Source organism: Streptomyces telluris (assembly GCF_024519335.1).
Taxonomy (GTDB): domain Bacteria; phylum Actinomycetota; class Actinomycetes; order Streptomycetales; family Streptomycetaceae; genus Streptomyces; species Streptomyces telluris.
Map to the genome: position 1 here is coordinate 57,051 of NZ_JANIID010000011.1, position 13,963 is coordinate 71,013.

Below are 13,963 nucleotides of genomic sequence, written 5' to 3' on the forward strand. Positions count from 1 at the left end.
CGATGATCAAGCCAGGTGGTGCGCGGGAGGGTGCGCAGCTTTCGTCGGATTCCACTGGGAAATCCGGCTGTTGACCGTTTTGTCGACATGTGTGGCGACTCATCGCCGATGTCTGCCGGGATGTGGGCGTGACCTGCGGCAGGTCATGGCCCGGTGGACCGAAAGCGGGCCCGGAGGCGACGTTCGCAAGGTGACGTCGCGGCAACCGAGCGTCACGTGATCACGTCCAAAAGTAGCCGCTGCGCTTCGGCCCGGGGCCGGCGGCCGGGCCGTTGCGTGCTATTTTCCCCGCGCCACGGAAAACTGACGGAGGGTGGACATGGCGAAAGTGGAGCCCCGGAGCCCGAATCGGGAAGTGAATCTCCGGCACGGCGGATACGCGTCCGACAAGTGCCCGCGCTGCGGTCATGTGAGAAGCGGGAATAAGCCGCGGCACAGCGTTCCGGAACTTGTCGACAGCAAGCAATTGAGGGACGCCGTCGGTGAGATCTACCACGCGATGCAGGCGGACAAGAAGCTGACCCCGGATGCCGCCGTCATGCTCGGAGTGCTGGAAGCGCGAATAGGCGGGACCGAGTACTACTTGGCTGCCTGCAGCAGCGGGCTCATCGATATCGGCCCGTACCTCAAGGCGATCACTTACCACAAGGGATCCTGGCAAGTCGCGAAGCCGGGCGTCCCCACCGTCGAGCACAATCCGCTGAAGTGGAAGGGGCAGTGGAAGACCGTCAAGGGGGAGAAGGTGGACATCCCCCTGACGGCGGACGGCGTGGAAATACCGCGCATCGGCCAGACCTGCGCGGCCGTCAAGCTGCTGCTCGAACTGGGCAACCGCGTTGCGCAGGCCGGGAAGCGGGGCGAGGTGGAGTACGTCCGCATGAGCGAGCAGTACTACGTGGGCCCCGAGAACACCACTGCCTCCCGTGAGTGGCACGGGAAGGGCGCGACCTGTTCATGGACGGCGCACTCGTGCGGCCCGTGCAACATCCGCATCCCCTACCTCATCTGCGACGTCCCTTCCAACTGGATCGAGAACGTCTGAGCGCTTCGCTTCGCTTCGCTGCGAACGCGGTCCGGGTGGGCCCTGCCTCTGTAGGCCCCCTCCGGTTCAACGGCACAGGGCCGTGTCCACGAGGCTCTCCACGCGCTTCATGGCTCCCTTGTCGGTCGGCTGCAAGGTCACCGCGATGTTGGCGGCGCGGCCGTCGTCGGTGGCACCGCCCCGGGTCTCGTATCCCGTGGTGCTGCCGCCGTGGCCCCAGTACACGCCGGGCGCGCACGACAGCGGCGTGCTGACGAGCCCCAGTCCGTAGCGGGCGCCGGCGGCGAACGGTTCTCCGGCGGGGACGGTGGTGCGCATCTGGGTGAGCTGGGCCTCCGGGAGGAGTCGACCGCCGAGGAGCGCGGTGTAGAACCGGTTGAGATCGGAGTTGGTGGAGATCATCTGCCCTGCCGCCCAGCCCCAGGAGGGGTCCAGTTCCGTGCCGTCGCGCAAAGGCGCCCCTGCTGACTCCTGGTAGTAGCCCTTGGGGTGGGGTTCACGGATGGTCGCGTCACCGGGGGCCGGGAAGTAGGTGTGGCGCAGCCCGATGCGCTTGATGACGCGCTGGTCGATCTCCTCGGCCAGGGGGCGGCCGGTGACCTTCTCGACGATCAGGCCGGCGAGCACATAGTTGGTGTTGCTGTACTCCCACTTCTTCCCGGGCTCGAAGCGGGCCTTGTGCTGAAGCGCGATGTCGAGGAGGTCGTGGGGCTCGTAATGCCGGACCTCGTCGCCGAGGTACAGGACATAGTTGGGAAGCCCGCTGGTGTGCTGCAGGAGCTGGCGGACGGTGATGCGGGATCCGTCTATGCCCTCCCCGCGGACGAGGCCCGGCAGGTAGGTGTCGACCGGTGCGTCGAGGCGGATCCTCCCCTCACCGACCAGTTGCAGCACGGTGACCGCGGTGAACGTCTTGGTGTTGCTGCCGATCCGCACCTGCCCGTCCCGGGGCACCTTCGAACCGGTGGCCAGGTCGCCGACCCCTGCGGTGTAGGTACGGGTGCGGCCTTCACGGTCCTGGACGCTCGCCAGCGCGGCGGGCAGGCCGTCGGAGCGCACCAGCGCGTTCAGCCCCTGCTGAACGGTGTCCGGCTTGGCGGTGGCGGACGCCGCGGGCGGCACCAGGGCGCCCATCGCCACGGCGCCGACGACCACCGCGACCGCGGCCGGCACGGCTCTGCGCCGCCCACCCCACCGCTGCCCGGACGAACGAAACCTCTGCCACGCCTGCTCACGCACGAGCCCACTCCTACGGAAGACATTGGGAAACCAGCGATCCATGTGCTGGATATGTGCCGGGCCCAACATTTCCGGATGCAACCACCTGGGACGATCCTGCTGGCCGCCCGGCTCCAGGTAGGGCTAGCCCCCGGTACGCGCGGGGCGGGCGACGGGGCTGGACGACCGGCAACGCGGCGGTCGTCACCCGAACGGCGTACTCGATGTGCGGGGGCGACGAGGCCACCGTAGGGTCGTGGGTCCAGGTGTCCGCTCTGTCGAACATCTGATCCCCTCATGGAGGTCACCATGAACCGTCGAACCTACGTCCTCGCAGCAGCCCCCATAGCCCTGCTGATCGGCCTGGCGGCCCCGGCGGCCGCGGCGGACGGCCCGCAGCCGAACACGCCCAAGGTGCCGCGAGCGGTTTGCGACACGCCGGCCAAGGACGCCGTGCTCACCGCCGAGGAAGGCATCGCGCTCCGGAAGTGCACCAACGCGAACGTCGCCGTCAAGACCTGGCACTGGATGGGCAACTACGGCTCGCCGTACGACGTGGCCAACGCGGCCAACGGCGCGGGAATCGGCGCCGGTGAGCTCATCACCCAGGAGCACGCCAACGGCCTGCGCCCGACGTTCATGTTCTACTGATCCCCCTCAGTGGAACACGCTCGCCACGGCGGCCCACCCCGCATGACCGAACAATGATCGCCAACCGCACGCCACCCCGGCGTGCGGTTTTGGCGTGTCCGCATCGCGGTGGCGCGGCGCCGCGACAACGAAGCCCCTCTCCCGGCGACAGGAGAGGGGCGCGAGATCACTTCTTCCGGCGCTTGCGGGGCGCGGGCACGAGGGGTGCCTCGGTTTCGCGGGCGGCGGCGTAGAAGGGGGCCATGACCTCTTCGTACTGCTTGAGGGATTCGGGACCCAGGTCAACCTCGAGCCACTTGGGCACCTGGATTTCCTTGATTTCCGTCACCGGGGAACCGTCTTCGTCGACCTCCCCCGTGAGGTCCTCCATTTCCTCGGTCACCGTTACGGCGAACTTGACCGTGGTCAGATTGTCGGTCACCTCGGGGGCGAGGTCGTCGAAGTCGATCCGCTGGACATAAATCGGCGTCGTGATCGTCTGACCACCGACCTCGATCGTCTTTACCCCTTCTTCCACGTTGGGCTGACCCTTGTGGGATTCGTCTACCTCAATGAATTTGGTGCCCATAGACGGCGCCACTCCTTTTTGCTGGTGTGTGCGCAAAGTCTAGTGGAGCAGGGGGTGTTGACGCCAATTCAGAGGAGCCGTCGGTCCGGCCTCGGGCGGGTGCGACCTGCCGCTGGTCGGCAAGTGTACAAACCGGGTGAGCGGGGCGGGGGAGGAGCTCCCGGGAAACCATCAGTAATGCGCCACCCGAGCTCTTTTCGTATTGGAGGAGCGGGTCGACGGAGACCGGTCGCTCTTCTCAAGAGCCGTGCGGATTCATACCCTTTGGTGAGAAGTGGGCCCTGCGGAAGGAAGGGCTGCCAGAAGGGCGGGGCTTGATGAGCCGACAGGACGGACTGAACGGCCCTACGATGTCGTGCACTTCGGAGCGGGCCGTCTCGCCCTACTCCAGGGCGTGCCCGGTGAGTCGAATGACAGACCCACCAGACAGACCCTGCCGTGGCGCGGGGCGCCACGGCCGAACGGCTCAGCTCGAGTGCGGTCGGTCCGTGCGGAACCACATCACCACAGTCATGATCGCGGTGAAGTACGCCGTGCCGGCCACATAAGCCACGTCCTGGACGTACTGCTCGTAGCCATCCGCGCGCAACTGAAACGCGAAGGCTACAAGGGCAGTCCCGAGCACTGCGAGCCCAGCGGACAGGGCGCCAAACGGGACTTGTTTCATTCCATGTCCTCCCAACGGTGAAACGGCCTGGTCAACGCCCACTCTACGGGTGCGCGGTCAACGCCCCTCAGGCGCCTGGTGCGACGCTTCGGAGCCGGGATCGACGCCGGTGCGACCCGGTTCGCATCCCCAGGGACCTCCCCATCAGGACTCGTGCCGCGGCTCCTCGGCCGGATGCCGTTCCTGCAGGGAACGGATGCTTTGACGCGAGGGAGCGCCGCACTGCGCTCGGTCTCTGTTCGAGATCAGGCCATAAGGAACGAGCTAAGGTCCCGGGGGTTTACCCCATGGTCGTACTCCGGCCCCGGCGCATAGGCTCCCTCGGCGTCCCCCTTCAGGGGATCGACGACCTCCTCAGGAACGGTGAAAGTCCATGCGTGCGCGCCTTCGTCTACTCACTGCCGTCGCGACGGCCGGAATTGCCATCAGCGGGATCAGCGCGTGCGGGCTGGCCAGGAAGAGCTTCGAGGACGACGCCACACTGTCGCAGAAGATCACCTCTGTGCGGCTGGAGAGCGGGTCCGGCGGAGTCACCCTGCGTGGCAAGGAGGGTGGCGCCGAGGTGCGCCTGCACCGTTACGTGGAATACGGGGGAGACCGCCCGGACGGCCCGACGCACCGCGTTGAGAACGGAGTCCTGGTGCTCGGCCGCTGCAGTGACGACTGCTCGGTGGCCTACACGGTCGACCTGCCGACAGGCATTCCGGTGACCGGTCAGACCTCCAGCGGCGCGGTCGACCTGTCCAGGACCGGCGCGGTGAAGGTGAAGGCCGGCTCCGGCGCCATCGATCTCAAGGACGTCGACGGGGCGGTCGACGTACAAGCCTCCAGCGGCGCTATCACCGGACAGGGGTTCAAGAACGGGCCCGTCGCCGCGATGACCGGCAGCGGAGCCATCGACCTGGCAGTGTCGTCCCCCCAGGACGTCCGGGCGGAAGCCGGCAGCGGCGCCGTCACCCTCACCGTGCCCGACGGCAGGTACCGGGTGACCGCCAAGAGCGACAGCGGAGGCAAGGACATCGACGTCACCGACGACCCGTCCGGTACGCACCGGATCGACGTGACCACCGGCAGCGGCGCCATCACCGTCAAGCACTCCTGACCCTCCCTCAGCGCCGCACGGGGCGAGTGTCAGACAGCCGAGGGACGAGGCCGACGACTCCCGGAAGTGCCGCGGTCATAGGGAGTGTTCGGCGCACAGGCATCCCACACCTCGCTCGATCCACTCCTGACCGGCCCACTCCGGGTGCCGCTCGGCCAGCAGCGCCCGGACCTCGGCGACGATGCTGTCCTCGCTCATCGCCGAGTCGCGCCGCCGCCAGGTCTCGTCGCGCAGTTCGCGCAGGTAGTCGCGGACGTCGGCGAGCAGCTGCGGCCCGCCCGGGTCTCCGTGGCCGGGCACGATCACCCGGGATCCGGTCGCGGCGGCGGCCAACCGTTCCATTACCGCCAGCCAGCGCACGCCGGAGACGTCCGTGTCGTACGGCGGGAACCACGGGAAGATGGCGAACTGCCCGGTCTCGGCCAGGTCTCCGGTGAACAGCACCCCGGCGTCCGGCACCTCGACGACCTGGTCGCCCTTGGTGTGCCCCCGGCCGGTGGGCCGCAGCCGTACGGTCCGGCCGCCGAGGTCCAGGTCGTACCCGTTGTCGTAGACCACGTCGGGCATGGGCACCGTGACGCCGTCGAGGCGCCGGGCGACCGGCTCGCCGAGGCCCCGGAACGTCTCCAGGTAACCCGGCCCCTTCCTCTTCAAGTCGTCCGCCTGGGCACGGTTGACCAGGTACGTAGCCCGGCCGGCGAATGCGTGCGCGCCAAAGGCGTGCTCCGGGTGGAAGTGCGTCGTGGTCAGGTACAGCCGCCGACCCCGCGCCACCTCGGACGCGAAGGCGAGGACCTGCTCGGCGTTGGCGGTGCCCATGCCCGTCTCCACGACCAGGACGGCCTGCGTACCGCCGATGACGCCGATGTTGGGTACCAGCCCGACCCGTCGGTTCGGGATCACCAGCAGATCGGGGGCGACCTCCTGGGCACCGGCGACGTGCACGGCGGGGTCGGGCATCAGCTCGTCAGTCATGTTCCGATTCCAACGCCCCACAACCGCGAGCGTCCAGGACCAGCTGGGTGGGGTCCATACCGTACGGGTATCGTCGCCGGTCATGGAGCTACGCACGCTGCGCTATTTCGTGGCCGTCGCCGAGGAACTCCACTTCGGCCGGGCCGCCGCCCGCCTGCACATGAGCCAGCCGCCGCTGAGCCGAGCGATCAAACAGCTGGAGGCGGACGTCGGTGCCGTCCTGCTGCTCCGCTCCTCCGCGGGCGTCACCCTCACCCCGGCCGGAACGGTGCTGCTGGACGAGGCGCGCACGCTCCTCGACCAGGCCGACCGGATACGTGTCCGCGTGGCCGCGGCGGCCGGCGCCGCGACCATCACCGTCGGAATCCTCGGCGACAGTTCCGACCGGGGAGCCATGCGGCTGGCCACCGCCTACCGCCGGCGGCACCCGGGCGTCGAGGTCCGCATCCGCGAGGCCGACCTGACCGACCCTACCTGCGGCCTGCGCGCCGGACTGGTCGACATCGCCCTGACCCGCGCACCGTTCGACGAGACCGGACTGACGGTGCACCAGCTGCGCGCCGACCCGGTGGGCGCCGTGCTGCGTACCGACGATCCGCTGGCCGCCCGCCACGCCCGCCACGACGGCCTGCAGCTCGCCGACCTCGCCGACCGGCGCTGGTTCCAGTTCCCGGACGGCACCGATCCGGTCTGGCAGTCGTACTGGAACGGCGGCGAGCCGCGCGAGGGGCCGGTGGTGCGTGCCGTCCAGGAGTGCCTGCAGGCCGTGCTCTGGAACGGCACGGTCGGGATGATCCCGCTCGGGCATACCCCGCCCGAGGAGCTGACCGTGGTGCCGCTGACCGACATGGCGCCGAGCCGTGTGGTGGCGGCGTGGAACGAGGGCGACACGAACCCGCTGATCCAGCCGTTCGTCCGCATCGCGACGGCCGCCTACCGGTAGCCGGGTAGCCGGGTAGCCGGGCCCGGGAGCGCGTCAGTGGCGGTCAGCACGCATCCGGCCCTCGTGGGCACGGGGCAGGGGCATCGGTAGAACGACCGATGTGCTGGAAAGATCTCGGGACCTACGTTGGCCGCATGCAGTCACTGAACACGCTGAACACGCTGAACACACCCAAGCCGATCGAGAGCGGCGACGCTCCTGAGACCACGCGCATCCTGGCCCGCGCATTCGGGGACGACCCGATGATGCTGTGGCTCTTCCCCGACGAAGAAGGGCGTGAGGACCGTCTCGCCCAGTGGTTCGACGTCATGCTCACGCACAAGTACGGCCCTCTCGGCCACTGTGAGCGCACCGGCGCGGCGGCGGCCTTCTGGACACCGCCCGGTACGGCCGAGCAGCACCCGGACGAGGCGACGCTGGCCCGCATCAACGGGTTGCTGGGCGAGCACGTCGCCCGGCTGGGAGAGATGCTGGAACTGGTCGGCAAGGCAACTCCCCAGGAGCCGCACTGGTACCTGGCGGTGCTCGGCGCCGACCCGGCGGCCCAGGGCAACGGCCACGGCGCCGCCCTGCTGCGTTCGGGCCTGGCGAAGGCGGACGCGGCCGGACTGCCGGCCCACCTCGAATCGTCGAAGCAGTCCAACATTGGCTTCTACGAGCGATTCGGGTTCACCGTACGGGACGAGATCCACGTACCCGGAGGCGGCCCGATCCTCTGGTCGATGTGGCGGGAGGCCCGTGGAGACGTTGTCCACTGGGCCGGTAAGACCGTAAGCCGGTAATTCGGTATGCCCGTAAGCCGGTCAGTTCCGTGTCGTGCCCTCGGCCTTGCGGCGGGAGAGCAGGCGCCGGCGCACCAGGACCAGGGGGAGGGCGCCGGCGAAGGCCGCCGCGGTCGGGGCGGCGGCGGCCGCCGCATTGCCGATGCCCTTCTGGTCGAACGTGGCGGGCACGGGGAGGGTGGCCCAGCGGTCGACGGGCCAGGCGATGACGATGGCGCGGCCCACCACGTCGTCCACAGGGACGAAGCCCGTGCCGTCCTCGTTGTGGTGGTAGAGGGAGTCCTGCGAGTCCTGCCGGTGGTCGCCCATCACCCACAGCCGGTCCTTGGGCACCGTGACCTTGAACTCGGCCTCCGGATTCAGGCCGCACGGGGTGTTGCCGGGGAAGACGTAGGGCTCGTCCAGCGGCTTGCCGTTGACCTTCAGCGGGCCGGTGCCCTTGCACTCGACGGTGTCGCCGCCGACCCCCACGACCCGCTTGATCAGGTCCTTCTCATCGGCGGACGGCACCAGCCCGATGAAGCTCAGCGCCTTCTGCACCACGTTGGGCTCGGGCGTCGGATGGTCCCTCATCCACTGCCCCGGGTCGTGGAAGACGACGACCTCGCCGCGCTCGGGCTTCGAGCCGAACCACGGGGTCAGCTTGTCGACCAGGACCCGGTCACCCGGCTGCAGGGTGTTCTGCATCGAGTTGGAGGGGATCGAGAACGCCTGCACCAGGAACGTCTTGATCAGCAGCGCAAGCACCAGCGCGACCACGACGAGCAGGGGAAGTTCCTTCCAGAGCGACCGCTGCGCCTTCGCGGACCTCCCGGTCCGTCTCCCCCGCCCCCTCCTCGTCCTTCCCGCCGGCTCCTCGGGCCTCTCACCCGGGCCGTCCTGTTCCGACCGCGCGCCGACCGCCACGTCTCCCACATCCCCCACGTCGCCCACGTCCCCTCCTCGCTCCGGCCACCGCCCGCTCCGTCCGCGGTGCGGCTCCCGGATCCCGCTGGTCGAGCGGGGTGTCCGGTGATGTCACCTTATGCGAGGAGGGTGGACGGCCGTTCCGGAGAGCATGCGAACTGCCCTGACCGCGCCGGTACGTGAGGTGCCGGCCGGGGAATCCCGCACTCCCCGGCCGGTCGCGCGCCCGTCGACGCGCCCGCCCTACCGGGCGAGTTCGTTGTCGGCCGCCACCTCGCAGGCGGCGGCTGTGGACCGGCGTGCCGACAGGCCGAGCAGGCCGACGACGGCGAGGGCGGCCAGGGAGGTGCCGGCCACCATCCACATCGCGGTCTGCATGCCGTGGGAGAAGACCTGGCCGTAGACCTCGTCGATCTCCGGTCCGCTGAGCGAGGTGTGCTGCCGCAGCAGCGCCGTGGCGTGTTCCGGTTCAGCGACCACGGACTGCGCCCAGGGGCCGGTGGGTGCGTGGTGTTCGGCGAGTTCGGCGTTCAGGGTGCGTTCGCCCTGAAGGCGGTAGAGGTTGACGGCGGCGGCCAGTCCGATGGCTCCGCCGAGGTTGTGGAAGGTCCAGGAGGAGCCGACGGCGAGACCGGCCTGCCGCTCGGGCACGGCGGACAGCGCGGAGACGGTGGCGGGGCCGAGAATGAAGGCCCAGCCGAAGCCCATGGCCACCAGCGCGAGGACGAGGTATCCGGTGGAGGTGTCAGGGGCGATGCGCGCGAGCATCAGGGCCGAGACGGTGAACGCGGCGAAGCCGGCGGCGAGGAGCTTCCTGGGGCCGTAGCGGTCGGTCAGCCGGCCGACGCCGGGGGAGAGCGCCGCCATGACGGCGGTGCAGGCCAGCAGCAGGGCACCGGTGGCGTAACCGTCGTAGCTCCGCACGCCGCTGAGGTAGAGGGGCAGCAGGAACAGCACGGTGGCGTAGAAGCAGGCCAGGGCGAAGTCGGAGACGATGGCGCCGAGGAAGGCGCGGTGGCGGAAGAGCCGGAAGTCGATGATGGGGTCGGTCGCGCGGCGTTCGACGGCGTGGAAGGCGACGAGCGAGGCGGCCGCGAAGGCCAGCAGGCCCAGGGTGGGTGCGCTGGACCAGCCCCAGTGGTCGCCGAGGGTGAAGGCGAGGACCACGGCGGGGATGCCCAGGCTGATGAGGACGAGCCCGGGCCGGTCCAGACCGGGGGCGTCCCGGTCGCGGGACTCCTTGACGCTGAAGGAGCACAGGGCCAGGGCGACGGCGATGAGGGGGACGTTCAGCCAGAACACCCAGTGCCAGCCGACGGCGGAGACGATGACTCCGCCGAGCAGCGGGCCGACGGCCAGGCCCAGGCCGTTGACGCCGTAGAGGGCGCCGATGGCGCGGCCGCGCTGCGACCGGGGGAAGGCGTTCTGGACGATGGCGCCCGTGGAGGTGTAGAGGACGGCTCCCGCGGCGCCTTGGAGGAACCGGAAGGCGATGAGCCAGCCGGTGCCCGGGGCGAGTCCGGCGCCGAGGGAGGCCAGGGCGAAGACGACGGTTCCGGTGTAGAGGACGCGACGCCGGCCGTAGGTGTCAGCCAGCCGCCCCATCGTCACCATGAACATCGACAGGGCGACGATGAACATGTTGACGATGAGCTGGAGGTCGGTCACGGAGGCGCCGAGATCGGCCTGGATCTGTGGGGCGGCGGTATTGACGATGGTGAGGTCGATGCAGCCGAGGAAGCTGATGAGGCTGACACCGGTGAATGCCCACCACTTGCGGTCGGTCGATGCTGTCACGGTGATGTTCCCCTACACCGGGTCGAAGGGCGGTTTCAGATGACGTCCTGGACGGTGGCGGCCCTTTTCTTGAACTTCAGGGAGAGCCAGTCCGCCTTGCCGGGGTACGCGTCCTCGACGAACAGCCGGCGGGTCTCCGCCATGGCCACCGTCATGGGCTGCGGATAAATCACATAGTCGTATCCGCGGTGTGCCCAGGTCGGCATGATGACGGGGCATTCCTCGATGAGGTAGGACAGACAATTCCGGGACGCCGCCGCGATATCCGCTTCCGGGTCGCGGGCCGTGAGGCGGTCGAGGAACTTTCCGACGGTGCGGAGCAGAGCCTGCCGGTAGCGCGGGTCGTGCTCGTAGGCGTCCTCGATGTGCTTGCGGAACTGCGGGTAGACCGGGTCGCGCAGCGCCTCGTCCCAGCGGAGGACATCGCTGATCGCGGAGAGCCTTGCGAGTGTTTTCTCGTTGCGCTGCAGCCACTCGTCCCCCGCCCTGAGCGCGCGGTCGTAAGCGTCCTGCCGGGAAAACCCGAGATAGTTGGTGCGCTGCAGAGTATCAGCCACGGCAATGGTCAGCTGCCGGAACTCGCTGCGTTGGATGAGTTCCACTGTGGCGCGGAGCTTATCGCCCTCGTGGTAGCGCTGGCCTACGCTCACCAGCAGGACGGCCCGCTTTCCGGCGAGGGGGAGCGACTTGGCCTTTTCCCCGAAACTCGCCTTGCTGCGGCCGTCCAGGGCGTAGGAGTGCTGGGCGAGGCCTGTGCGGCCGTTTCCGCTGAGGTCATTGAGGTTATTGAGGCCGTTGAGGTCATGGCCGATGGATTTGATGTCGTTGTTCACCGTCAGCTCCACAGTTCGAGCGGGCGGTCGGTGCCGTAGTAGCCGAGGAAGTGCCCCAGAGTGATGCGGGGCTCGTCCCCTGACGGGCGCACGGCGTGGATCTGACGCGGGTTGAGCAGGAGCAGGTCGCCCGGGGCCGGCTTGACGACCTCCACGGGCGGACCGATCTTCTCGCGGTCGATGCCCCAGGTCCGCCCGTCCATGAGGTGGCGGTAGGCGTCCTCGCCGGGCTCGGTCCCCCACAGTTCCAGCTCGCCGCCGGTGCGCGGGATGTTGATGTAGATGTTGATCGAGAGCTGCGCTTCGAGGCGGCGCGCGTGCTCGGCGGGCAGGTTCCGCTCAAGGGCGTCGGTGTGCGGATTGAGGTCGACGTTCTTGTCCTGGTAGCGGCAGATGCCGATGAACGCCTTGCGGCCTTCGACGTGCATCAGGCCGGCCCCGGCGGCCCAGGTCTCCTCCAGCAGCAGCCGCAGGACGTCACTGGGCGAGGCGTAGGGCGCGAACAGGTCGCGCATCCGCTGGATGTTGGTGCGCGCCTCGGCGTGGTAGCGATCGCGCGAGGCGCTGTCGCTGATCTCGGAGTAGGCGAATCCGATGCGCTTGAACTCCGCGGCCTGGCTCAGACTGCCCCGGTCGGGGTGGTCGAAGAGCTGCCGCCGCGCCGAGGCGAGCGCCTCCGGGTGAACGAATCCCGGGACGTGGACGGCCAGCGTGGTGCCTTGGACGACCGAGAGGATGTCCTCTTGGGACAACTGGCATGCGGTGGTGCGCTTGACGTTGATGATGGTCCCCCGTGTGTGCGGCCCGCGTGCCCGACAGTGCGGCGCAGGGGCGTTTTGCAGGTAATTCCATCATCCCGACCGGTAATTACCGGATCCTCATGCTGTGTATCGATTCGTAGGTGCACCCTTGGATGAGGCGGGCGCATCGGCCGTTCCTCCCGACGACGGAGACGACCGCGTGGCGCCTCCGTCGCGGGGGAGGGGGCGCACCCCGGATGCCCGCCATGGGCGCGCGCCTGTGCGTTCACACCCCTGAGGGCAGGGGACGTCCCATGGGCTGATCAGGGAGCATCACAGCCAGCTGACACGGGCGTTCGCGATGTCCTCCTCGGCCAGGCCGGCGGGCGGACGGGCCAGCTCTCCCTTGGCCACACCGTCGAGCAGCCTGCGTACCGCCGCCATGATGTCGGGGACGGCGTTGCGGAGGTCGGCGGCGTCGTCCGGGCCCGCTTCGGAGGCCGGGACGCCGGCCTCCGACAGGAGGGTGTCGAGGTCCGCCAGCCTGCCGGCCACCCAGTCGAGCGGCGCGGCGGAGAGTTCTTCGGCGAAGACGCGCCCGCCGGGCTCCCAGCCGTCGAACCTCGGGTGGTGGTGCGCCCGGTCCAGGCTGCCGGACGGGCCCGCCACGGACTCCAGGAGGTCGGCACGCCACACCGGGCGGTCGACTACGATGGGCCGCGACGCGTAGATGCCTCCCGGCAGGTCCCCGGGCCGCAGGACGCGTACTTCCAGGCGTACGCCCCGTTCGGCGCCCTCCTGCCCCGGGATGGGGTGGGGATCCACGAAGTACATGTCGCTCGCAACCACGCCGATCCGCTCGAAACCGAAGACGTACAGCATGTGCCCTCCCGGATGTCCCGACCGACGGAACTCTGTCCTCAGGGTGGGGTGACGCACCCGGGTACGCCAGAGGGCCTGAACGCGCCACCGGGGGGGGGAGTGCCGGGCGCGGCGGTGCGGTGCCGGATGTCCTGCTCGGGTGACCATCGCCGATGAGCGTGAACCCTGCCTACTGCTGTCGGCGCACCATCTCGGTGATCCAGACGGGCGCGAACGGGGACGTGCAGCCCGGGGAGGTCGGGTAGTCCTTGAGCACCTCCAGGCGCTCACCGATGCCGATCGCACGGGCGCGGTGCTCAGCGTGCTCGATCCCGATCTGAGCCAGGCAGTGGTTCATCGCCCACTGCAGCCGCTCCGGGGCGTCCTTCATCTCCGCCTCGATGACGTCGAGCAGGCCTGCGAGGTCGAGGCCTTCGGGATTCTTCGCCACGCGTTCGGTGGTCAGCGCCCAGCCGGCACTTGCGACCACCGGATCCGGATCGGCGGACCAGGCCAGGCGCAGCTCTTCCGCGTGCGGGTTCTTCTTCACCACGTAGTTCACGAGCCAGTCGTGCACCTTGGGTGTGCGCGCCTCGCGCAACATGACGTCCAGCTCGTCGCGTTCGAACGCCTTCGGGCGGCAGATCAGGATCGCCAGCAGCCTTGCCGCCGAGTCGCCCGTCTCCCAGAGCCCGCACGCGAGGTCCTGCTGCGTCTTGAGCCGCTTCGCGAGCGCGCGCAGCTTGCCGAGGTTCACACCGTGATCGTCACCGTGCTTCTCGTTCACCTTGCGTGTCTTCGGGTCCTCGAGCCCGGCCAGCTCGGCCATCACCTCGGCCGGCGACGTCTCGGCCACGTCAGCCTCCTGTCGATCACGC

Annotated in this window: 15 protein-coding genes; 5 read left to right on the top strand and 10 right to left on the bottom strand. The window is 69.1% G+C overall.

Annotated elements, in window-relative coordinates; translation table 11 throughout:
- The first annotated feature begins 466 nt into the window (after positions 1 to 466).
- Complete coding sequence (locus tag NQU55_RS14635) at positions 467 to 1,042, top strand: hypothetical protein (protein ID WP_168096784.1); 576 nt, start codon at positions 467 to 469, stop codon at positions 1,040 to 1,042.
- Between the two features lie 66 nt (positions 1,043 to 1,108).
- On the opposite strand, the gene NQU55_RS14640 is transcribed toward NQU55_RS14635, so the two are convergent.
- Positions 1,109 to 2,176: a serine hydrolase domain-containing protein gene (locus NQU55_RS14640; RefSeq protein WP_284702532.1), complete on the bottom strand. Its 1,068-nt coding sequence runs from the start codon at positions 2,174 to 2,176 to the stop codon at positions 1,109 to 1,111.
- Positions 2,177 to 2,569: 393 nt separating this feature from the next.
- Between NQU55_RS14640 and NQU55_RS14645 the strand changes: the two genes are divergently transcribed.
- Positions 2,570 to 2,911 (top strand): hypothetical protein, encoded by a 342-nt coding sequence (locus NQU55_RS14645; RefSeq protein ID WP_206329680.1) that lies wholly within the window; start codon positions 2,570 to 2,572, stop codon positions 2,909 to 2,911.
- A 166-nt stretch (positions 2,912 to 3,077) separates the two neighbouring features.
- On the opposite strand, the gene NQU55_RS14650 is transcribed toward NQU55_RS14645, so the two are convergent.
- Together NQU55_RS14650 and NQU55_RS14655 are read right to left on the bottom strand one after the other, a co-directional pair.
- Positions 3,078 to 3,479, bottom strand: coding sequence for a hypothetical protein (locus tag NQU55_RS14650; RefSeq protein ID WP_168094439.1), 402 nt, complete (start codon positions 3,477 to 3,479; stop codon positions 3,078 to 3,080).
- A gap of 466 nt (positions 3,480 to 3,945) precedes the next feature.
- Positions 3,946 to 4,146: an SCO3870 family protein gene (locus NQU55_RS14655; RefSeq protein ID WP_168094438.1), complete on the bottom strand. Its 201-nt coding sequence runs from the start codon at positions 4,144 to 4,146 to the stop codon at positions 3,946 to 3,948.
- 373 nt (positions 4,147 to 4,519) lie between these two features.
- On the opposite strand from NQU55_RS14655, the gene NQU55_RS14660 reads away from it, so the two are divergent.
- Positions 4,520 to 5,248, top strand: coding sequence for a DUF4097 family beta strand repeat-containing protein (locus NQU55_RS14660; RefSeq protein WP_168094437.1), 729 nt, complete (start codon positions 4,520 to 4,522; stop codon positions 5,246 to 5,248).
- A gap of 75 nt (positions 5,249 to 5,323) precedes the next feature.
- Here the strand turns inward: NQU55_RS14660 and NQU55_RS14665 are convergent, their stop codons facing one another.
- Entirely contained in the window at positions 5,324 to 6,223 is a 900-nt protein-coding gene (locus tag NQU55_RS14665) for an MBL fold metallo-hydrolase (RefSeq protein ID WP_168094436.1), read from the bottom strand.
- Positions 6,224 to 6,305: 82 nt separating this feature from the next.
- Here NQU55_RS14665 and NQU55_RS14670 point away from each other — a divergent pair, with 82 nt between their 5' ends.
- Both NQU55_RS14670 and NQU55_RS14675 read left to right on the top strand, forming a co-directional pair.
- The gene (locus tag NQU55_RS14670) at positions 6,306 to 7,166 is read left to right on the top strand and encodes a LysR family transcriptional regulator (RefSeq protein ID WP_168094435.1); all 861 of its coding nucleotides are present in this window, start codon (positions 6,306 to 6,308) and stop codon (positions 7,164 to 7,166) included.
- A gap of 134 nt (positions 7,167 to 7,300) precedes the next feature.
- Positions 7,301 to 7,948: a GNAT family N-acetyltransferase gene (locus tag NQU55_RS14675; RefSeq protein ID WP_168094434.1), complete on the top strand. Its 648-nt coding sequence runs from the start codon at positions 7,301 to 7,303 to the stop codon at positions 7,946 to 7,948.
- A 21-nt stretch (positions 7,949 to 7,969) separates the two neighbouring features.
- Here NQU55_RS14675 and lepB read toward each other — a convergent pair whose 3' ends face one another.
- The 6 genes from lepB to NQU55_RS14705 all read right to left on the bottom strand — a co-directional run bounded on the left by lepB (position 7,970) and on the right by NQU55_RS14705 (position 13,941).
- On the bottom strand, positions 7,970 to 8,863 hold the full coding sequence (gene lepB, locus NQU55_RS14680; protein WP_168094440.1) for a signal peptidase I: 894 nt from the start codon (positions 8,861 to 8,863) through the stop codon (positions 7,970 to 7,972).
- 234 nt (positions 8,864 to 9,097) lie between these two features.
- A complete protein-coding gene (locus NQU55_RS14685) occupies positions 9,098 to 10,651 on the bottom strand; it encodes an MFS transporter (RefSeq protein ID WP_168094433.1) in 1,554 nt (517 codons plus the stop codon).
- A 35-nt stretch (positions 10,652 to 10,686) separates the two neighbouring features.
- The gene (locus NQU55_RS14690; protein WP_256790650.1) at positions 10,687 to 11,484 is read right to left on the bottom strand and encodes a tRNA-dependent cyclodipeptide synthase; all 798 of its coding nucleotides are present in this window, start codon (positions 11,482 to 11,484) and stop codon (positions 10,687 to 10,689) included.
- 2 nt (positions 11,485 to 11,486) lie between these two features.
- The gene (locus tag NQU55_RS14695) at positions 11,487 to 12,236 is read right to left on the bottom strand and encodes a 2OG-Fe(II)-dependent halogenase WelO5 family protein (RefSeq protein WP_206330226.1); all 750 of its coding nucleotides are present in this window, start codon (positions 12,234 to 12,236) and stop codon (positions 11,487 to 11,489) included.
- Positions 12,237 to 12,557: 321 nt separating this feature from the next.
- On the bottom strand, positions 12,558 to 13,106 hold the full coding sequence (locus NQU55_RS14700; RefSeq protein WP_168096847.1) for a hypothetical protein: 549 nt from the start codon (positions 13,104 to 13,106) through the stop codon (positions 12,558 to 12,560).
- 169 nt (positions 13,107 to 13,275) lie between these two features.
- Positions 13,276 to 13,941 (bottom strand): DNA alkylation repair protein, encoded by a 666-nt coding sequence (locus tag NQU55_RS14705; protein WP_372504723.1) that lies wholly within the window; start codon positions 13,939 to 13,941, stop codon positions 13,276 to 13,278.
- Positions 13,942 to 13,963 lie beyond the last annotated feature (22 nt).